General features: G+C 66.7%; 18 protein-coding genes. 12 read left to right on the forward strand and 6 right to left on the reverse strand.

Features of this window, described 5'->3' with window-relative positions:
* The first annotated feature begins 166 nt into the window (after positions 1-166).
* The gene (locus GQE99_RS00245; RefSeq protein ID WP_202530530.1) at positions 167-559 is read left to right on the forward strand and encodes a RidA family protein; all 393 of its coding nucleotides are present in this window, start codon (positions 167-169) and stop codon (positions 557-559) included.
* Positions 560-698: 139 nt separating this feature from the next.
* Here GQE99_RS00245 and GQE99_RS00250 read toward each other — a convergent pair whose 3' ends face one another.
* Positions 699-2,189: a flavin-containing monooxygenase gene (locus GQE99_RS00250; RefSeq protein WP_161349583.1), complete on the reverse strand. Its 1,491-nt coding sequence runs from the start codon at positions 2,187-2,189 to the stop codon at positions 699-701.
* 12 nt (positions 2,190-2,201) lie between these two features.
* Positions 2,202-2,642, reverse strand: coding sequence for a cupin domain-containing protein (locus GQE99_RS00255; protein ID WP_161349584.1), 441 nt, complete (start codon positions 2,640-2,642; stop codon positions 2,202-2,204).
* 140 nt (positions 2,643-2,782) lie between these two features.
* Here GQE99_RS00255 and GQE99_RS00260 point away from each other — a divergent pair, with 140 nt between their 5' ends.
* Positions 2,783-3,778, forward strand: a complete 996-nt coding sequence (locus GQE99_RS00260; RefSeq protein ID WP_161349585.1) for an AraC family transcriptional regulator — start codon at positions 2,783-2,785, stop codon at positions 3,776-3,778.
* A gap of 3 nt (positions 3,779-3,781) precedes the next feature.
* Here the strand turns inward: GQE99_RS00260 and GQE99_RS00265 are convergent, their stop codons facing one another.
* From GQE99_RS00265 to GQE99_RS00280, 4 genes are all read right to left on the reverse strand, one after another.
* Positions 3,782-5,425: an AMP-binding protein gene (locus GQE99_RS00265; protein ID WP_161349586.1), complete on the reverse strand. Its 1,644-nt coding sequence runs from the start codon at positions 5,423-5,425 to the stop codon at positions 3,782-3,784.
* A gap of 104 nt (positions 5,426-5,529) precedes the next feature.
* Complete coding sequence (locus GQE99_RS00270) at positions 5,530-6,693, reverse strand: acyl-CoA dehydrogenase family protein (protein ID WP_161349587.1); 1,164 nt, start codon at positions 6,691-6,693, stop codon at positions 5,530-5,532.
* The gene (locus GQE99_RS00275; protein ID WP_161349588.1) at positions 6,693-7,493 is read right to left on the reverse strand and encodes an enoyl-CoA hydratase family protein; all 801 of its coding nucleotides are present in this window, start codon (positions 7,491-7,493) and stop codon (positions 6,693-6,695) included. Before GQE99_RS00275 ends, GQE99_RS00270 begins: the two co-directional genes overlap by 1 nt.
* Entirely contained in the window at positions 7,490-7,891 is a 402-nt protein-coding gene (locus GQE99_RS00280; RefSeq protein WP_235917066.1) for a MarR family winged helix-turn-helix transcriptional regulator, read from the reverse strand. The genes GQE99_RS00275 and GQE99_RS00280 overlap by 4 nt, the downstream gene beginning before the upstream one ends.
* 265 nt (positions 7,892-8,156) lie before the next feature.
* On the opposite strand from GQE99_RS00280, the gene GQE99_RS00285 reads away from it, so the two are divergent.
* The 10 genes from GQE99_RS00285 to GQE99_RS00330 all read left to right on the forward strand — a co-directional run bounded on the left by GQE99_RS00285 (position 8,157) and on the right by GQE99_RS00330 (position 18,846).
* Positions 8,157-9,023, forward strand: a complete 867-nt coding sequence (locus GQE99_RS00285) for an alpha/beta hydrolase (RefSeq protein WP_161349590.1) — start codon at positions 8,157-8,159, stop codon at positions 9,021-9,023.
* Between the two features lie 97 nt (positions 9,024-9,120).
* Positions 9,121-10,308, forward strand: a complete 1,188-nt coding sequence (locus tag GQE99_RS00290; RefSeq protein WP_235917047.1) for an ABC transporter substrate-binding protein — start codon at positions 9,121-9,123, stop codon at positions 10,306-10,308.
* 29 nt (positions 10,309-10,337) lie between these two features.
* Positions 10,338-11,255 (forward strand): branched-chain amino acid ABC transporter permease, encoded by a 918-nt coding sequence (locus GQE99_RS00295; protein WP_161349592.1) that lies wholly within the window; start codon positions 10,338-10,340, stop codon positions 11,253-11,255.
* Positions 11,255-12,250, forward strand: coding sequence for a branched-chain amino acid ABC transporter permease (locus GQE99_RS00300; protein WP_161349593.1), 996 nt, complete (start codon positions 11,255-11,257; stop codon positions 12,248-12,250). Before GQE99_RS00295 ends, GQE99_RS00300 begins: the two co-directional genes overlap by 1 nt.
* Entirely contained in the window at positions 12,247-13,008 is a 762-nt protein-coding gene (locus GQE99_RS00305) for an ABC transporter ATP-binding protein (RefSeq protein WP_161349594.1), read from the forward strand. Before GQE99_RS00300 ends, GQE99_RS00305 begins: the two co-directional genes overlap by 4 nt.
* Positions 13,001-13,687 carry an ABC transporter ATP-binding protein gene (locus GQE99_RS00310; protein ID WP_161349595.1) on the forward strand — a complete coding sequence of 229 codons (687 nt, stop codon included), beginning with the start codon at positions 13,001-13,003 and terminating at the stop codon, positions 13,685-13,687. The genes GQE99_RS00305 and GQE99_RS00310 overlap by 8 nt, the downstream gene beginning before the upstream one ends.
* Before the next feature lie 27 nt (positions 13,688-13,714).
* Positions 13,715-14,161, forward strand: coding sequence for a cupin domain-containing protein (locus GQE99_RS00315; protein ID WP_202530531.1), 447 nt, complete (start codon positions 13,715-13,717; stop codon positions 14,159-14,161).
* Between the two features lie 4 nt (positions 14,162-14,165).
* On the forward strand, positions 14,166-15,404 hold the full coding sequence (locus GQE99_RS00320; RefSeq protein ID WP_161349597.1) for a flavin-dependent oxidoreductase: 1,239 nt from the start codon (positions 14,166-14,168) through the stop codon (positions 15,402-15,404).
* A gap of 364 nt (positions 15,405-15,768) precedes the next feature.
* Positions 15,769-17,391 carry a thiamine pyrophosphate-binding protein gene (locus GQE99_RS00325; protein WP_161349598.1) on the forward strand — a complete coding sequence of 541 codons (1,623 nt, stop codon included), beginning with the start codon at positions 15,769-15,771 and terminating at the stop codon, positions 17,389-17,391.
* Positions 17,392-17,625: 234 nt separating this feature from the next.
* Positions 17,626-18,846, forward strand: coding sequence for a C4-dicarboxylate TRAP transporter substrate-binding protein (locus tag GQE99_RS00330; RefSeq protein WP_235917048.1), 1,221 nt, complete (start codon positions 17,626-17,628; stop codon positions 18,844-18,846).
* The last annotated feature ends 52 nt before the right edge of the window (positions 18,847-18,898 follow it).

The raw sequence follows: 18,898 nt of genomic DNA on the forward strand, positions 1-18,898 counted from the left end.
TTCGCCTGAGTGTCACATCGCCAGCAAAACATTTCAAGCATAAAGCTTTAGGCTTGAAATTTTTCTTCATGTGCTGGAATGTGCTCCCTGAGACCGCTAGAGCGACGCCCGTACGAGGGTGCGCCGCCCATGAAGACATGATGGAGGACGACAGGCCGTGAGCACGATGACAATTCACCCCGAGGGCTGGAAACCGGCCAAAGGTTACGCAAACGGAATCGTGGCCGAAGGCCGCGTGCTGTTCGTCGGCGGACAGATCGGCTGGACCGCCGACCAGGTCTTCGAAAGCCACGATTTCATCGGGCAGATGAGCCAGGCGCTCCGCAATATCGCGGACGTGGTGCGTGCCGCGGGCGGCGACGTCACGGATATCACGCGCCTGACCTGGTACGTGACCGACAAGAAGGAATACGTGGCCCGACAGAAGGAAATCGGCGCGGCCTACAGGGAGGTGATGGGCTATCATTTCCCCGCGATGACGATGGTCGTGGTGACCGCGCTGGTCGAAGACGAGGCGCAGGTCGAGATCGAAGCGACCGCAGTGCTTTCCGACGCATAAGCCTTCGCGCCATGAAGAGGCAGCGTTGCCATGCAACGACCACGCCGCCGCTCTTCCCGGGCGGCGGCGTTCTTCTTTGCGGTGTGGGGGGTAGGTGGTCGAGCAGCCCGCGCCGAACGTGGCGCGGGCTGCGCGTTTGTCAGGCCGCCCGGTACTCGGGCGTGGTGGCAAGGAACTTGCCGTAGGCCGAGGCGTCGGGGTGGCTGAACTGTTCGGCTACCGGGTTGGAGCGCTTCCACTGGCGCGCGCCCATGTCCTGCATCAGCTCGTCGAAATGCCGGAAGTGGAAGGGCGCCGAGCAGAGCCCGCCATAGACCTTCGCGGCCGGCCGTTCCCGGCGCCGCCACGCGAGGTTGGCCTCGATGTCCCGCTCCATCTCTTCCCGGCTCGGCTGGCGCTTGAGCTGGCCGTCCATGTAGCGCACCAGCCAATTGGCGATGAGCTCGGCCGACAGCACGGTGCAGAAGCTGGAGTTGAAGCCCACGAACCCCATGTCGGGCAGGTCCGGGTTCACCGAGAGGCGGTAGACCCGGTATTGTCCGTCCGGTTCGATCAGCTTCTCGCGCCAGTGCTCGGGCAGGTAGGGCACGCCGAGTTTCCAGCCCACCGCGAGGATCGAGAGATCGCAGGGGATCACGTCCCCCGTCGTCAGGCGCAGCTTGTGACCCTCCTCGTAACGCTCGAAGGTGCCGATCACGGGCTTGATCTTTCCTTCGTTCATCAGCTCGAATAGCCCCGGCGTGACGATGGGCAGAGAGCAGGACGCCTCTTTCTCGATCGGCGTGTCGGGGACCATGTTGTGCTTCTTCAGCCCCAGCTGAAGTTTCAACATCGTCTCCAGCCCGCGGAAGTTGGCCCACACCAAGGGCTTGGTCACCGCCGCGCCGACGCGGGCGAGCGGGCCGCGGCCCCAGCCGTTGAACTGCATCTCCTGCGCGCGCATGTAGAGCAGCCGTTTGAAGTTGATCCCCCCGATGAAATAGGGGATCCGCCAGACGTTCTCGCGGTAGACGAGGTGAACGGACTTGGCCCCGTTCTTCGCCGCATTCACCGCGATGTCCGTGCCCGATTTCGAGGCCCCCAGCACCGCCACGTGCTTTCCCTTGACGATGGCCGGATCGGTGTATTCCGAGGAATGCATCACCTGTCCGCCTTCGGCCGTGAAGGCCTCCTGCCCGGGGTGGGTGATGATGTTCTTCTCGGAGAACTGGCCGGTGCAGATCGCGACGAAATCCACGTCCTCGTCCCATTCCTTGCCATCGGCGCGCAGCGTCAGGGTCCAGCCTGGGGCGCCGTCGGCGCGACGTTCCATGTTCAGCACCTCGGTGTTGAGCCGGAAGTGCCGCGCAAGATCATGCTTCTTCGCATAATCGTGGAGATAGGCATGCACCTGCGGTCCCTTGGGCCACTCGGGGTAGTCCTCGGGCATCGGCATGTCGGTGAAGCGGTATAGATCCTTGGGCGATTGTGTCTGCACGTCGGGATAGGAGCGTGAAAGCTCCCACACCCCGCCGAAGTCGTGGCTGCGTTCGAAGCCGCGGACTTCGTGTCCCTTTTCGGAAAAAGCCTTGGCAGCGGCGAGGCCGCTCACGCCCCCGCCGATGACCGCCACTGTCTTGCGGTTGACCATATCAGCCTCCGATCACGCTTCGTCGGGGGGCGGAAGGAAGTCGACCTCGTGTTCGGCCGAGATGCGCACCAGTTCCTCGGGATCGGTGACGCCGTCGAGCTTGCCGAAGAGCTCGAACAGCTTGCGCGACGGCGCGACGCCGAAGATGCACACCGCGTCCTTGCCGGAGCGGTTGTAGATGCCGTGCGCCTTGCCCATCGGCATCTTCACGGTGTCGCCGGGTCCGGCCTTCTGCTTGTCCTCGCCGAACTCGACCTCGAGCTCGCCTTCCAGCATGACGATCCATTCGTCCTGCGTGGGGTGGATGTGCGGCGGCACGAACGTCTCGGCGGGGATGAGGGCGTGCCAGATGAAGGCGTTTTCGCTCAGCATCTTGGGGGTGTAGGTGTGACCGACGACGTTCCACTGCGCATCGCGCACGCTGCCGTCGTCCGGCATGACTCCATAGTCCATGAAAGACCTCCTGTTGTGCAGCGGACTCTCCCGGTCCGCCTGCACTCACTGTGCACGAGTCCGTCCAAAAGGATTATCCGTTTTACGAATCCCAATGCTTGAAGCTTGAAATGAATCCGTTGCCGCTCCACGATGCAGGCATGGATCGGACGATGACGCACGGGTACGACACGCTGTTGCAGGGCCATCCGCTGTTGCGGACGCAGGACCTGTCGGAAGCGCGCGACGTCGTCGGCCGGGCCTTCTGCGATCATCGGCTCGAGCTGGGGCGGGGCGAGCGGCTGGACGTGGTGCACGATCATGTCAGCGGGCGACACGTCTCCCTGAACGCGCTGGGCTATGGCGGGGAGGTCGAGATCGACCCGGGCCTGCTCGGCGAATTCTACCTGCTCCAGATTCCGCTGGCGGGGAAGGCCTGCATCCGCCACCGGGGCGAAGAGGTCGTGGCCTGCCGCGACCGCGCGACACTGCTCAATCCGGATCGCGAGACGCGGATGACCTGGGGCGCGGGCTGCCGGAAGCTCCTACTTCAAGTGGACCGCGCGCATTTGGAGCAGGTGGCCGAAGAGATGATCGGCACCCCGCTCCCCGGCCCCGTTCGTTTCGACCCGGCCGTGGATCTCACCCGGCCCGCGGGTGCCCGGCTGTTGCGACAGGTCACGGGTGCTGCCGCGGCCGCCACGCGGGGCGAGCTTTGGGCCGGTCGGCCGGGGCTGTCGGAAATCTGGACCGAGCGTGAACTGGCGGAGGCGCTGCTGACGCTGCAGCCAAGCAACGTGTCGCACATGCTGTGGCGCCAGGACCTTCTGCCGACCGCGCCGCAACTGCGGCGGGCGGTGGAATACATCCACGACAACCTGGTCGAGCCGATCCGGGTGGACGACATCGCCACCCATGCGGGCCTGAACCTGCGTTCGCTGCAACTGGGGTTCCGCCGCGCCTTCGGCCTGTCACCCAAGCAATACCTGCGCGACGTGCGCCTGGACATGGCGCGCTACCGGCTCAGCCGGCGGCAGGACCGCGAAAGCGTCAGCGACGTGGCGTGGTCCTGCGGCTTTTCGCACCTCGGGCGGTTTTCACGGGACTACCGTGCGCGCTTCGGGGAATGCCCCAGCACCGCGCACGGCCCGTCCTGAGCCTCAAGCCTTCAGCCGGAAACGCTGGATCTTGCCCGTCTCGGTCTTGGGGAGCGCCTCGGTGAAGACGATGGAGCGCGGATACTTGTAGGGCGCGATGGCCGCTTTCACATGATCCTGCAGCGCCTTCACCAGGCCCTCGTCGTCTTCGTCGAAGCCTTCGGCCAGCACCACGTGCGCCTCGACAATGGAGCCGCGGTCCTCGTCCGGCTTGCCCACCACCGCGCATTCGGCGACGGCGGCATGCGACAGCAGCGCCGCCTCCACCTCGGGGCCTGCGATGTTGTAGCCCGACGAGATGATCATGTCGTCGTTGCGTGCAGCGAAGTGGAGGTAGCCGTCCTCGTCCATGCTGAACGCGTCACCGGTGACGTTCCAACCCTTCCAGACGTATTTCTTCTGTCTCTCGTCGGCGAGGTAGCGGCAGCCGGTCGGGCCGCGCACGGCCAGCTTGCCGATGGTGCCGCGCGGCACCTCGTTGCCGTCGTCGTCCACCACCTTCGCCTCGTAGCCGCCGACGGGCTTGCCCGTGCAGGCCGGGCGGTGGTCGTCGAAGCGGTTGGAGATGAAGATGTGCAGCATCTCGGTCGCGCCGATGCCGTCGAGCATGGCCTTGCCGGTCTTCTCCATCCATTCCTCGTAGACGGGGGCGGGCAGGGTCTCCCCGGCCGAGACCGCCGCGCGGAGCGAGGACAGGTCGGCGCCCTCGTCCATCGCCTTGAGCATCACGCGGTAGGCGGTGGGCGCAGTGAAGGACACGGTGGCGCGGTATTTCTCGATGATCTCGATCATGTTGGGCGGGGAGGCGTTCTCCAGCAGCGTCGCAGCCGCCCCGAAGCGCAGCGGGAACACCGCGAGGCCGCCGAGGCCGAAGGTGAAGGCCAACGGCGGGGAGCCCACGAAGACGTCCTCGGGCACGACGCCCAGGACCTCTTTCGCGTAGCCGTCCGCGATGATCAGAAGGTCGCGGTGGAAATGCATCGTCGCCTTGGGCGAACCGGTGGTGCCCGACGTGAAGCCCAGAAGCGCCACGTCGTCGCGCCCGGTCTTGACCGCGTCGAACTGCACGGGCTTTTCGAGCGCGAGCCGGTCGAGCTCGGCGTCGTGGTTCGAGGTGCCGTCGAACCCGACGACGGATTTCAGGAAACGGCTCTGCTTGGCGCAGGTCGCCATCTCGTCCATCAGGCGGGTGTCGCAAAGGGCGAACTGGATCTCGGCCTTGTCCACGATCTGCGTCAGCTCACCGGCGCGCAGGAGCGGCATGGTGTTGACCACCACCGCCCCGGCCTTCATCGCGGCCAGCCAGCAGGCGACCAGCGCAGGGTTGTTGGCCGAGCGGATCAGGATGCGGTTGCCGGGCTTCACGCCCATGTCGTGCACCATCGCGTTGGCCAGCCGGTTGGTCCAGTCGGCCAGTTCCTTGTAGGTTCGCCGCCGCCCGTTGCCGATCAGCGCCGTGCGGTCGCCGTGGCCGCGTTCGACCATCGCGTCGGTCAACTCGACGCCCACGTTGATGTGGTCGGGGTAGTCGAACCCGTCGAGCAGGAAATCCGGCCACTGGTCGAGGGGCGGAAGGTTGTCGCGCGTGAATGTGTCGACGTGGGCCGAGGGGCCCAGGACGTCGTCGAAGGAGGTAGTGCCCGTCATCTTTCGATCTCCCTGTTGCCGGTCTTGCCGGAGAGCGTGCGGGTTGGCCCGCATCGCCCGGATGCCGCGCCCCGTTTCCGGATCGGGGCCGCGTTGGTGTCTGTTCAGCCCGCGCGGGTCGCCGCGTCGAGCGTCTGGCGCGCGATGATCACCTTCTGCACGTCCGAGGCGCCCTCGTAGATGCGCAGCGCGCGGATTTCGCGGTAGAGACGTTCGACCGTCTCGCCGGATTTCACCCCGTCGCCGCCATGCAGCTGCACCGCCGCGTCGATGACCTTCTGGGCCTCGTCAGTGGCGAAGAGCTTGGCCATCGCGGCCTCGCGGCTGACGCGGGGCGCGCCGGAATCCTTGGCCCAGGCGGCGCGGTAGACCAGCAGGGCGGCCGCATCGACCCGGAGCGCCATGTCCGAGATGTGGCCCTGCACGAGTTGCAGCTCGGACAGAGGCTTGCCCTGCACCTCGCGCGAGGTGACCCGGTTCAGCGCCTCGTCCAGCGCGCGCCGGGCGAAGCCGAGGCCGGCCGCCGCGACCGACGTGCGGAAGACGTCCAGCACGGACATCGCGATCTTGAAGCCTTGCCCGGGCTGCCCGATCAGCGCCGATTTCGGCAGCCGCGCGCCGGTGAAGCGCAGGGTGGCCAGCGGGTGCGGCGCGATGGTTTCAAGCCGTTCGGCGATTTCGAGCCCCGGCGTGTCGGCGGGGACCACGAAAGCCGACAGCCCCTTGGCGCCCGGACCTTCGCCGGTGCGCGCGAAGAGCGTGTAGACATCCGCGATGCCGCCGTTCGAGATCCAGGTCTTCTCGCCGTCGAGCACCCAGGCGTCGCCGTCATCGGTGGCGGTCATGGTCGAGTTGGCCACGTCCGAACCGGATTGCGGCTCGGTCAGTGCGAAGGCCGAGATCGCCTTGCCGCTGCGGGTCAGCGGGAGCCATTCGTCCTGCTGCGCCGTGCTGCCGAAGAGCGACAGCGCCCCGGTGCCGAGGCCCTGCATGGCGAAGGCGAAATCCGCCAGCCCGTCATGACGCGCCAGCGTTTCGCGCGACAGGCACAGGGTGCGCACGTCGAGCGGCTTCGGATCGGCGGGATCGACGGCGGTGGGTTTCAGCCAGCCGTCCGCCCCCAGCCGGCCTACCAGGTCGCGGCAGGTGGCGTCTGTGTCGTGGTGGTCGATCGGGCCCAGTTTTCCGGCCCAGTCGTCCAGCGCCCGGGCATGGGACCGGTGGCTGTCTTCGAGAAACGGCCAGTCCAGGTAGGTCTGATCGGGCATCAATCCCCCTCGAACACGGGTTTTTCCTTCGCGACGAAGGCGTTGTAGGCGCGGGTGAAATCCTCGGTCTGCATGCAGATGGCCTGCGCCTGCGCCTCGGATTCGATGGCCTGTTCCAGCGACATCGACCATTCCTGGTTCAGCATGGTCTTGGTCATCATGTGGCCGAAGTTCGGGCCCGCGGCGATCTTGCGCGCCATCTCCTGCGCCTCGGCTTCCAGCGCGTCGGCGTCCACCACGCGGTTCCAGAAGCCCCATGCGGAACCTTCGTCGGCGTTCATCGAGCGGCCCATGTAGAGCAGCTCCGCCGCGCGGCCCTGGCCGATGATGCGCGGCAGCATTGCACAGGCGCCCATGTCGCAGCCGGCAAGGCCGACGCGGGTGAAGAGGAACGCGGTCTTGGTCGCGGGCGTGGCCAGGCGCATGTCCGAGGCCATCGCGATGATCGCGCCGGCGCCGGCGCAGACGCCGTCGACCGCGGCGATGATCGGCTTGCCGCAGTTGATCATTGCCTTCACGAGATCGCCGGTCATCCGGGTGAAGGCCAGAAGCTCCTTCATCGACATCTTGGTAAGCGGCCCGATGATCTCGTGCACGTCACCACCCGAGCAGAAGTTGCCGCCGTTGGAGCCGAAGACCACCGCCTTCACGGAGTCGTCGTAATGCAGCTCCCGGAACCAGTCGCGCAGCTCGGCATAGCTGTCGAAGGTCAGGGGGTTCTTGCGCTCCGGGCGGTCGAGGCGCAGCGTCGCGATGCCCTCGTCGATCTCGCAGCGGAAGTGTTTGGTGTCGGTCCTCAAGCCTCGTCCTCCTTCTGGCTTATGGCGTCGAACCGGTCCGAGAGCGTGTCGGCCTCTTCGGGCGAAAAGTCCTCGAGCAGTTCATCGATCCAGTTCTCATGGGCTGCGGCCTGTCGGGCGAATTCCTCCTGCCCCTTGCGGGTCAGGCGCACCATCGACGCGCGGCGGTCGCCCGGAAATGGCTCGCGGACGACGAAGCCGTCCTCGGCCAGGCGGTCGACGATGCCGGTGACATTGCCGTTGGACACGCGCAGCACGCCCGAAAGCGTGCTCATCTTCAGGCCGCGATCATAGCGGGCGAGCGCCGCCATGACGTCGAAGCGGGGCAGGGTGCTGTCGAACTCGCGGCGCAGCCGCTCACGCAGCGCAGCCTCGACTCGCCGCGTGCTCTTGAGCATCCTGAGCCACAGGCGCAGCCGGGCCTTGGAGGCTTCGGTGTCCGAAGCAAGGTATGCCGGATCGGCCTCGTTTGCTGAACGCGCCACGGTGCTTCGCCTCCCTCTCATTGGCCGGTCGACGGAAAGGCTAGGCGTCGCAAAAATTTATTTCAAGCAAAAAAGGTTTGAGCTTGAAATGTTGAATCTTACACGCCACGATGCCTTTCATAATGATGCGCCCGCCATCCGAGCAGGGACGCACGCGAACAGGGAAAAGGAGGCGCCAATGCTCGTCCACGAGGTCGCGGATTGGGATGACGCCTATGAGAATGGCGGCAACATTCCGGGGGGCGATGCCTACCCGGGGCCATGGGTCGCGCCGGCCGAGGCGTATCGCACCCGGATGCAGGCGTCGGATCGCGCCCGGCTGGACATCCCCTATGGTGAGGGCGAGCGAAACCGCTACGACCTCTTCCTGCCGGAAGGCACGCCCAGGGGCCTCTTCGTCTTCGTTCACGGCGGTTACTGGATGGCGCTGGACAAGACCTACTGGTCGCATCTCGCCGCCGGCGCCGTCGCGCGGGGGTGGGCCGTGGCCATGCCCTCCTACGATCTCTGCCCGGACGTCACGATCGCACAGATCACTGCGCAGATCGGTGCCGCGATCGACCACGCGGCGGGCGAGGTCGACGGGCCCATCGTGCTGTCGGGCCACTCGGCGGGCGGGCACCTTGTCTCGGCTATGATGTGCGAAGACAGCCCCCTTTCGGCGGCGACGCGCGAACGGTTGAAGCATGTCGTCTCGATCTCGGGCCTGCACGACCTGCGCCCGATGCTGCGGACCACGCGCAATGACACGCTGCGGCTCGACATGGACAGCGCCGAGGCCAACAGCCCCGCGCTCAAGCGGCCGCTGCCCGGCGTGCGGCTCACCGCGTGGGTCGGCGGCGGCGAGCGGCATGAATTCCTCCGCCAGGCGGCGCTTCTGGCCAACATCTGGCACGGTCTCGGCGCGCCCACCGTGGAGGTGGCCGAACCCGACCGGCACCATTTCAACGTGATCGACGGTCTTGCCGATCCGGACAGCCCCCTGATGCAGGCGGCGCTCGATCCGGTCGAGGCAGGCCGGGACAGGAAAGGACTTGCGTCCTGAACGGTCGGCCCGCTGAATGGGTGGGCAGGCCAAAACAAGCGGTACGACGCCCGACAGACGGCGCGGCCCCAAACCAGAACCAACACGGGAGACAATTATGACTTTCAAGAAAAAGCTACTTGCAACGACACTGCTGGCCGGCATCGCCGCGCCCGCGATGGCGCAGGACGTGCCGCCGGCGGCCGAGGACAACGTCCTGAAGATCGGCCTCATCTACACGCTTTCCGGCCCCGCTGCGGCGCTTGGCGAGCAGGCGCGCAACGGCTTCATGCTGGCGGCCGACAAGATGGGCAAGATCGGCGGAATGGAGACCGAGATCATCGTCGTCGATGACGAGCAGCGCCCCGACCTTGCCGCGGACAACGCCCGCGAGCTGGTCCAGCGTGAAGAAGTCGACTTCGTCGTCGGCCCGATCTTCTCAAACATCCTCGTCGCGATCCACCAGCCGGTGACCGAGACGGGCACGATCCTGATCTCGACCAACGCGGGCACGTCGAACTTCGCGGGGCCGGACTGCAACGAGAACTTCTTCGTCACGTCCTACCAGAACGACCAGAACCACGAGGTGATGGGTGCCTACGCCGAGCAGCAGGGATACCAGAACGTCTTCCTGATGGCGCCGAACTACCAGGCCGGGCGCGACAGCCTTGCCGGGTTCAAGCATTCCTACACCGGCAACGTGGCCGGCGAGGTCTTCACCGAGCTTGGGCAGCTCGACTTCTCGTCCGAACTGGCGCAGATCGCGGCCTTCCAGCCCGACGCGCTCTTCACCTTCATGCCGGGCGGCATGGGCGTGAACCTCGTGAAGCAGTACGGCCAGGCCGGGCTCACCTCGATCCCGTTCCTGTCGGCCTTCACGGTGGACGAGACCACGCTGCCGGCGACGCAGGACGCGGCGCTGGGTCTTCTTGGCGGTGCCAACTGGGCCCCGGACCTGGACAACGCGGCGAACGAGGAATTCGTCACGTCCTACATCGAGAAGTACGACCACGTGCCCGGCACCTACGCGATGCAGGCCTATGACGCGGCCCAGCTGATCAACTCGGCCGTCGAGAAGGTCGGCGGTGACCTGACCGACCGTGACGCCCTGCGCGCGGCCCTCAAGGAAGCGGACTTCGACAGCCCCCGTGGCGACTTCGAGTTCGGCGTCAACAACTACCCGGTGCAGGACTTCTACCTCGTCGAGGCGGTGAAGCGTGACGACGGTCTCTATGCGACCTCGGCCAAGGAGAAGATCTTCGACGACTACGTCGATAACTACGCCGACCAGTGCGAGATGCAGTGACGGCCGGTTAAGGCAAGGGGGCCACGTCCATGACAAACCTGCTCGTGCTTCAACTCCTCAACGGGGTTCAACTCGGCATCATTCTTTTCCTGATCGCGGCCGGGCTGACGCTCGTGTTCGGGATCATGGACGTGGTCAACCTGGCCCACGGCGTCCTCTACATGGCGGGCGCCTACCTGATGGCGACCTTCGCCGCGGCGACCGGGAGCTTCTGGTGGGCTCTCCTGCTGGTGCTCCCCGGGGCCGTCGTGGTGGGGTTGTTGTTGGAGGTCGTCGTGATCCGAAGGCTCTACGACCGCTCGCACCTCGACCAGGTGCTGGCGACCTTCGGGCTCGTGATGATGGCCAATGAAACGGTGAAGATCATCTGGGGCACCTCGCCCCTGTCGGTGCCGATGCCCGACATCTTCTCGGGGTCGGTCCCGCTGATGGGGCCGCTCCAGTACCCGGTCTACCGCATCGCGATCATCGTGGCGGGGCTGGCGGTGGCCGGTGGTCTCTACCTCCTGGTCAACCATACGCGCATCGGCATGCTGCTGCGCGCCGGTGCCACGAACCGCGCGATGGTTTCGGCGCTGGGCGTCGACATCGGCAAGCTCTTCGCGATCGTCTTCACCCTGGGGGCGGTGCTGGCCTGTTTCGCGGGCGCCATCGTGGCGCCGATCCTGTCGGTCGACACCGGCATGGGGGAAAGCGTGCTCATCCTGACCTTCGTCGTCGTCGTCATCGGGGGTATCGGGTCGATCAAGGGCGCGTTCCTGGGCGCGGTTCTCGTGGCCGTGGTGGACACGCTCGGCGGCGTCTTCGGGCCCATCCTGCTGCGCTCGGTCCTCGATGCCTCGGCGGCAGGGCAGGCGGGGCGCACGCTCGCGCCGATGCTGGTCTACATCCTGATGGCCGCGATCCTCTTCGCCAAACCCACGGGCCTGTTCGGAGGGCGCGGCTGATGAGCGACGTGACGACCGCACCCCGCGCCGCCCCGCGCGCCCCGGCGATGGCCATGCGGGTCAAGGTGGCGCTGATCCTTTTCGCGCTCTTCGCGGTGCTGCCCCCGGTGGCCGTGGCGCTTGGCGACCCGTTCATGGTCCTGATCGCCACCCGCATCCTCGCCTACGCGATCGCGGCCATGGCGCTGGACCTGATCCTCGGCTTCGGGGCGATGGTCTCCTTCGGCCACGCGGCCTACCTGGGCTTCGGCACCTACGCCGTCGCGATCCTGTCGAGCTACGGCGTCAACGATCTGCTGCTCCAGATGCTGGGCGCGGTGGTGGTCTCGGCCGCCTTCGCGCTGGTGACCGGGGCGATCTCGCTGCGCACGCGCGGGGTCTATTTCATCATGATCACGCTCGCCTTCGGGCAGATGGCGTTCTTCTTCTTCATCTCGCTCTCGGCCTACGGGGGCGACGATGGCTACGGGCTGTCCAGCCGCTCGACGATCTTCGGCTCCGACGTGCTGGAGAACGACATGACGCTCTACTACGTCACGCTGGGCTTCCTGATCGCGCTCTTCGCGGCCTGTCACCGGATCGTGGGTTCGCGTTTCGGCCGGGTGCTGACCGGCATCCGCGAGAACCGCGAACGGATGGAGGCGGTGGGCTTTCCGCCCTTCCGCTACCAGCTGACGGCCTTCGTGATCTCGGCCTGCATCACCTCGCTCGCGGGTGTGCTGCTGGCCAACCAGGCCGAGTTCGTGTCGCCCGCCTTCATGTCGTGGCACCGCTCCGGCGAACTGATCGTCATGGTCGTTTTCGGTGGTATCGGCACGCTGACCGGCGCCATCGGCGGCGCGGTGGTGGCGTTGTTGCTCGAAGAATGGCTCGGGGCCCTGACCCATCACTGGCCGCTGCTCTTCGGCCTGATCCTCGTGCTCATGGTGCTCTTCTCGCCGCGCGGGATCACCGGGCTGCTTGAGCGCACCGGGCTGTGGAGGGCGCGCAAATGAGCCGTCTGGACGTACAGAGCCTGACCAAGAGCTTCGGCGCGCTGAAGGTGACCGATGACGTGTCGCTCACGGTCGAGCCGGGCGAAATCCACGCGATCATCGGGCCCAACGGCGCGGGCAAGACGACACTGGTGGCGCAGCTTTCGGGACAGCTCAAGCCCGACAGCGGGCGTATCCGGCTGGACGGAGCCGACATCACCGGCCTGTCCATGCCGGAACGGGTGAAGCGTGGCCTTGCGCGCAGCTTCCAGATCACCTCGATCCTTCCGGGCTTCACGGTCCTGGAGAACGTGGCGCTCGCCGTGCAGGCGCGCTCGGGCTCCAGTTTCCGCTTCTTCCGGCCCGTGGCCGGTGACGCCGCCCTGAACGACGCGGCGATGGAGGCGCTGACCGAGGCGGGCCTGGGCGACCGCGCCGGGGTCGTGGCGAGTGCGCTCAGCCACGGGGAACACCGGCGGCTCGAGCTGGCCATCGCGCTTGCGACCAATCCCCAGGTGCTGCTCCTCGACGAGCCGCTGGCCGGCGTCGGCGGCGAGGATGCCGAGGCTTTCGTGGCCCGGCTGCGCCGCTTCAAGGGGCGCTTCGCGATGCTGCTGATCGAACACGACATGGACGCGGTCTTCGCCCTGGCGGACCGGGTTTCGGTCCTGGTCTACGGGCGGATCATCGCCACCGGCACGCCCGACGAGGTCCGCTCCGACGCCGACGTGCGGGCGGCCTATCTTGGCGAAGAGGGCGAGGAGATGGCCGATGCTTGAAGTCACCGGGCTCGAAGCCGCCTACGGCGAAAGCCGCATCCTTTTCGGGATCGACCTGCACGTCGATGCGGGCGAGGTGGTCACGCTCATGGGCCGCAACGGCATGGGCAAGACGACCACCGTGAAGTCGATCTTCGGCATGCTCAAGCCGCGCGCGGGGACCGTTCGGGTCGACGGGGAGGACCTGACCGGGGCCGATCCGCACCGCGTCGCGCTGGCCGGGCTCGGGCTGGTGCCCGAGGGGCGCCAGATCTTTCCCACGCTCTCGGTCGAAGAGAACCTGCGCGCCACGGCGCGGCCCGGGCGGTGGACGCTGAAGCGCATCTACGAACTCTTCCCGCGGCTGGCCGAACGCAAGCGCAACATGGGCACCCAGCTGTCCGGCGGCGAGCAGCAGATGCTGGCGATCGGCCGGGCGCTGATGACCAATCCGCGGCTCGTCGTGCTGGACGAGGCGACCGAGGGGCTCGCGCCGCTCATCCGCGCCGATATCTGGTCCTGCCTCGAGACGCTGAAGGACGAAGGCGAGGCGATCCTGGTCATCGACAAGAATGTCGACGCGCTCACCCGGTTCGCCGACCGCCACGTCGTGATCGAGAAGGGCCGCGTCGTCTGGAGCGGCACCACTCAAGACATCCTAGCAACCCCCGACGTGAAGGACCGTTTCCTGCACGTGTGACTCTTCGAAAGGACAGCCCGCATGACAATGTTGCCCGGCATTACCCGTTCAACCACCGGTATCGACGACGTCTCCTGGAACGTGCTGGGGCAGACCTACGTGCCCAAGCAGGTCTCGGAGAGCTCGATGGCCTGGCACGCGACGCTGCCGAAGGGCACCTTCGTGCCCCCGCACATCCACCCCACGCAGGACGAGTTCATCTATGTCCTCGAAGGACGCTTCGACCTGCTCCTCAACGGGGTCGAGGCCTATGCCGAGCCGGGCGACGTGATCCGGCTGCCCCGGGGCATTCCGCACGGCATCTACAACAAGGGCGACAGCACGATCAAATGCCTGTTCTGGGTGGCTCCGGCGCGCCGGCTCTACGACCTGTTCTGGGCGCTCCACAACCTGGGCCCCGACGCGAACCCCGCCGACGTGGTCGCGGTTTCGGCCGAGCACGAGGTCGATTTCCTGCCGCCCTCGGAGACATGATCCGATGAAGGTTCTGATCGCAGGCGCAGGGATCGGCGGGCTGACGACGGCGCTCATGCTGCATGCGCGCGGCATTCCCGTGCAACTCTACGAGTCCGCGCGCGAGGTGCGCGAGGTGGGCGTGGGCATCAACGTGCTGCCCCACGCGATCCGCGAATTGTCCGAGCTGGGCCTGCTTCCGGCGCTGGATGCGGTCGGGGTGCGGACGCGCAAGCTGTCCTACCTGACCAAGCAGGGGCAGGAGGTCTGGTCGGAGCTGCGCGGCACGCATGCGGGCCACGATGTCCCGCAATTCTCGATCCACCGGGGCCGTCTTCAGAAGGTGATCCACGACGCGGTGATCGAGCGCCTCGGCCCCGACGCGATCCGCACCGGCCGGAGGCTTTCGGGCTTCGTGCAGAACGAGACGGGGGTGACAGCCCACTTCACCGACGCGGTGGAGGGCGGCGCCGGCCAGACCGACCGGGGCGACGTGCTGATCTGCGCCGATGGCATCCATTCCGTCGGACGCCGCGCCTTCTACCCGAACGAGGGCCCGCCCTCGTGGCAGGGCGTCGCGATGTGGCGCGGCGCGACCGACTGGCCGATCTGGGAAGACGGCGAGAGCATGGCCATCGGCGGCGGGTTGGGGGGCAAGTTCGTGCTCTACCCGATCGCGCCGCCCGAGGGCGACCGCCAGTTGATGAACTGGGTGGTCAACGTGCGGATCAAGGATCCCGAAATCTCCACCCCGCCGCCCGACAACTGGTCGCGGCGGGTGCCCCTGGCCACGGTGCTGCCCCATGCGCTGCGCTTCCACGTGCCGGGGATGGACATCGGCGGGCTCGTGCGTGCGACCGATACGATCTTCGAATACCCGATGGCCGACCGCGATCCGCTCCCGCGCTGGACCTTCGGACGGGTGACGCTGCTGGGGGACGCCGCGCATCCGATGTACCCGGTGGGCTCCAACGGGGCGAGCCAGGCGATCCTCGACGCGCGCTGCCTGTCGGACCTCCTCGCGCGCTCCGAACACCCGCGCGCGGCACTCTGGGGCTACGAGAAGGAACGCCTGCCCAAGACGGCCGAAGTCGTGCGCACCAACCGCGTCGGCGGCCCGGAGCGCGTGATCGACGAGGTCGAGAAACTTGCGCCGGCAGGCTTCAAGAAGATCGACGACGTGCTCGACTACGAGGAACGCAAGGCGATCGTCGGCGGCTATGCCTCGATGGCGGGGTTCTCGAAGGTCCGCAAGGCTTCGTGAAGAAAAGCGCAGGTTCGGAAGAGACCGGCGGCGGACGCCGGTCTTGCGCCGGGCAACGCGACTGAAACGGCTCACCACGCTTGGTTCCTCGCACGCCCACGGGACCGCGCCCCGAATGCAGGGCGCGGTCTGTGGCGCGTACCTTTGCATGTCACCATGCCCACAGAAAGCACGGGAAAGCGCTGCTCCAGGCGCTTCGGAAGCCTTCTGCCGATCAACAGAAAACGAACATGTCATTGCCGTGCTACGCCCCGCGGCGCGTCGCCCGTGGTGGTCCCACGTTCCCACCTCCGCGAGGGTGATTGAAATCGCGTCCGAATTTCGATAACCCATGAGTTAGTAAAATTTCGGAATCGTTCGAGACATGGCCAAATTACACCTCGCGCTGGCGGCGGCGCTTCGCGATCATGACGTGCGCACCTTGTTCGGCGTCGTGGGGGATGCGAACGCCTATTTCGTGTCCGCGTTCGCCGACATGGACGACACGCGCTATGTCAGCGCGGGGAACGAGAACGGCGCCGTGTTGATGGCCATCGGTTATGCGATGACCACGGGCGATGTGGGGTTCTGCACGGTCACGCATGGACCCGCGCTCACGAATTGCGTCACGGCGCTGACCGAAGGCGCGCGCTCGCACACCCCGATCGTCCTGATGGCCGGGGACACGCCCGTGGCGGATCGCGAAAACCTCCAGAACACGGACCAGAAGGCGGTCGCCGTGGCAGCCGGGGCCGGGTTCGAGCAGTTGCGCCGTCCCGGGACCGCGCTGGAAGACCTGGCCCGCGCCGTGCGCCGGGCCAAGGCCGAGCGCCGTCCCGTCGTCTTCAACATGCCGGCGGACTTCCAGTGGGAGGACGCCGAGGCGACCCACGAGAGCTGGGACGTGCCGGCGCTGGGACCGACGCGGATCGAGGGTGACGCGCTCGACAATGCGGTGGGGATCATCGCGGTGGCGCGCCGCCCCGTCGTGCTGGCTGGGCGCGGGGCGATCGACGACGCGTCGCGTGCGGCGCTGCTCCGGCTTGCCCGCCGGATCGAAGCGCCGCTGGCCACCACGATCCGCGCCAAGAACCTGTTTCGTGGAGAGGATCACGTGCTTGGGGTGTGTGGCACCGTGTCCACGCCGCAGGCCGCGGAAATCCTGATGGGGGCCGATTGCATCATCGCCTTCGGTGCATCGCTCAATTTCCACACGACCGCCGAAGGGGGCTTCGTCGAGGGCAAGCGCGTGATCCAGGTCGCCGACCGGGCCGAGGATCTCGGGGTCGGCGCGGTCGCGGATGTCGCGATCCTCGGGCAGGCGGCCGAGGCGGCGGACACCTTCGTGCATTGGCTCGACGAGGTCGAGATCCCGGCGTCGGGCTTCACGCGCGACCTGCCGGCCCAAGGGCTCGACGTGCCGCCGATACCCAAGCCGGGCCGCCCGCGCGATGGGACCATCGACTTTCTTGCCGCTCTGAAGCGGCTGAACGACATCCTGCCCGAAGACCGCGTGCTCGTGACCGATGCGGGGCGCTGGATGGTCCGCAGCTACGGGCTTCTGACCGCGCCGGCCCCGCGCGACTTCGTGACCTCGGCGAGCTTCGGGTCGATCGGTCTCGGCCTTGCGACGGCGATCGGAGCGGGGGTGGCGCATCCCGGGCGGCCGACCGTGCTGTTCAACGGCGACGGTGGGTTCATGCTGGGCAACCTGGCCGAATTCCACTCGGCCGTGCGCGCCGGGCTCGACCTGATCGTCGTGCTGATGAACGACGGCAGCTACGGGGCCGAGCACGTCCAGTTCCGCGACAAGCAACTCGACCCGGCGATCACGCTGTTCGACTGGCCCGCCTTCGTGCCCCTCGCGCGGGCGCTCGGCGGTGACGGGGTGGAGGTCCGGTCCGAAGATGCGCTCGCCGCGCTTCCCGACGCACTGGCGGGCCGCGACCGCAGCCGGCCTTTCCTGATCGACGTGCACCTGGATCCGGATCATGTCGCAATGTGGTAGACCGTCCCATAATCCGGGACGAAATTGACGAAAACGTCTCAGGAAATGGGACGCTCTGAGGGTCAAGAGCACCATGTTTTGCGCCATAATATCGGAAAATCAGGAATTTCAGGCGTTTTCGGTGGGGCGCGGCAACTGGTCTCTTGTCCCACTAAGTAGGAGGTGCTAGCGTTTTTTCATCGCGGCCGCGTGCCGCGAACCAGAGATGGCCGGCAACGGCTCAGGGAGGAACACATGACATTCACCACCAAATGGACGGGCCTGTCCGCGGCGGCACTTCTGGCCGCGTCCGGCATGACCTTCGCCACGGCAGCCCAAGCGCAGGAATGGCTCGACAACCTCGAGCCGATGACGCTCAAGCTCGCCGACTTCTCCGGCAACCAGGACGCCAACTTCGGCAAGGCGATGGTCGCCTGGGAGGAGTCGATCACCGAATTCACAGACGGCAAGATCACCTTCGAGAACTACTGGTCGTCCTCGCTCCTTGGCGCGCTCGACACGCTTTCGGGCGTGGGCGACGGGGTGGCCGACATCGGCCTCATCATCCCGTCCTACATGCCCCAGGAGCTTCCCGTGGGTTCGTGGCTCTTCGGGATGGGCGCGGCGCTGTCGGGCTCGACCGTGCATGACGTGGCCGCGGGCGGTGCGACGGCGCTCGAGACCGTGCTGACGTTCGAACCGCTGACCGAGGAATACGCGCGCCACAACGTGAAGGTGCTGCAGGCGACTGCGACGCCGGCCTACAACCTGCTGTGCAACACGCCGATCTCGTCGCCAGAAGAGGCCGAGGGCAAACGGGCCCGCGCGATCGGCGCGGTCTGGTCCGAAACCGTCGAGGCGCTGGGCATGACCCCGGTCTCCATCGCGTGGGGCGAGGCATATGAAGGGCTTCAGCGCGGGGTGTTCGACTGCATGGTCATCAACCCGAACCAGTACGTGGACGGGCTTGTCCTGAAGGACGTGGCGCCGGAATACGTGCCCGTCACGATGGCGCAGCTTCAAGCCTCGACCTGGGTGATGAACCTCGACGTGTGGAACAGCTTCCCGGCCGAACTGCAGGACTTCATCACGCAGGCCAACGTGAAAGCGGCCTACGACATCTGGGAAGGCTACCTGGACATCGAGGCCAAGGCGGGCGAGCTGATCGCCGAAGGCGAGGAAATCCACACCAACGACATCTCCTCGCTCGAGCCGATCGCGCGCGAACAGCGGGCGGCCTACATCGCGGCCCTGCCGGAAAGCGCGCCTGACAGCGTCGAGAACCCGCAGGGCTTCATCGACGACTACCAGGCCCGGATCGGCTATTGGACCGACGCTTTGGTCGAAGACGGCTACGAGGTGACCGAGCGCACGCCGGAGGCCATCCTCGATGCCTTCGCCGGGCTCTCGGAGGTGGACCTGTCGGGCTTCTACGAGAAGTTCAATTCCGAGGTCACCCCCGGGCTCATGAACTGAGACGAACCTGTCCGCCCCGCAACAGGGGCGGACACTCCAGGCTTGCCCGGTG

Source organism: Maritimibacter harenae (assembly GCF_009882975.1).
GTDB lineage: Bacteria > Pseudomonadota > Alphaproteobacteria > Rhodobacterales > Rhodobacteraceae > Maritimibacter > Maritimibacter harenae.

Excerpts from the sequence above, each read along its gene's own strand:
- GQE99_RS00245 (WP_202530530.1), top strand. The coding sequence starts at position 167 with ATGACAATTCACCCCGAGGGCTGGAAACCGGCCAAAGGTTACGCAAAC.
- GQE99_RS00250 (WP_161349583.1), bottom strand. The coding sequence starts at position 2,189 with ATGGTCAACCGCAAGACAGTGGCGGTCATCGGCGGGGGCGTGAGCGGC.
- GQE99_RS00255 (WP_161349584.1), bottom strand. The coding sequence starts at position 2,642 with ATGGACTATGGAGTCATGCCGGACGACGGCAGCGTGCGCGATGCGCAG.
- GQE99_RS00260 (WP_161349585.1), top strand. The coding sequence starts at position 2,783 with ATGGATCGGACGATGACGCACGGGTACGACACGCTGTTGCAGGGCCAT.
- GQE99_RS00265 (WP_161349586.1), bottom strand. The coding sequence starts at position 5,425 with ATGACGGGCACTACCTCCTTCGACGACGTCCTGGGCCCCTCGGCCCAC.
- GQE99_RS00270 (WP_161349587.1), bottom strand. The coding sequence starts at position 6,693 with ATGCCCGATCAGACCTACCTGGACTGGCCGTTTCTCGAAGACAGCCAC.
- GQE99_RS00280 (WP_235917066.1), bottom strand. The coding sequence starts at position 7,891 with ATGCTCAAGAGCACGCGGCGAGTCGAGGCTGCGCTGCGTGAGCGGCTG.
- GQE99_RS00285 (WP_161349590.1), top strand. The coding sequence starts at position 8,157 with ATGCTCGTCCACGAGGTCGCGGATTGGGATGACGCCTATGAGAATGGC.
- GQE99_RS00290 (WP_235917047.1), top strand. The coding sequence starts at position 9,121 with ATGACTTTCAAGAAAAAGCTACTTGCAACGACACTGCTGGCCGGCATC.
- GQE99_RS00295 (WP_161349592.1), top strand. The coding sequence starts at position 10,338 with ATGACAAACCTGCTCGTGCTTCAACTCCTCAACGGGGTTCAACTCGGC.
- GQE99_RS00300 (WP_161349593.1), top strand. The coding sequence starts at position 11,255 with ATGAGCGACGTGACGACCGCACCCCGCGCCGCCCCGCGCGCCCCGGCG.
- GQE99_RS00305 (WP_161349594.1), top strand. The coding sequence starts at position 12,247 with ATGAGCCGTCTGGACGTACAGAGCCTGACCAAGAGCTTCGGCGCGCTG.
- GQE99_RS00310 (WP_161349595.1), top strand. The coding sequence starts at position 13,001 with ATGCTTGAAGTCACCGGGCTCGAAGCCGCCTACGGCGAAAGCCGCATC.
- GQE99_RS00315 (WP_202530531.1), top strand. The coding sequence starts at position 13,715 with ATGTTGCCCGGCATTACCCGTTCAACCACCGGTATCGACGACGTCTCC.
- GQE99_RS00320 (WP_161349597.1), top strand. The coding sequence starts at position 14,166 with ATGAAGGTTCTGATCGCAGGCGCAGGGATCGGCGGGCTGACGACGGCG.
- GQE99_RS00325 (WP_161349598.1), top strand. The coding sequence starts at position 15,769 with ATGGCCAAATTACACCTCGCGCTGGCGGCGGCGCTTCGCGATCATGAC.
- GQE99_RS00330 (WP_235917048.1), top strand. The coding sequence starts at position 17,626 with ATGACATTCACCACCAAATGGACGGGCCTGTCCGCGGCGGCACTTCTG.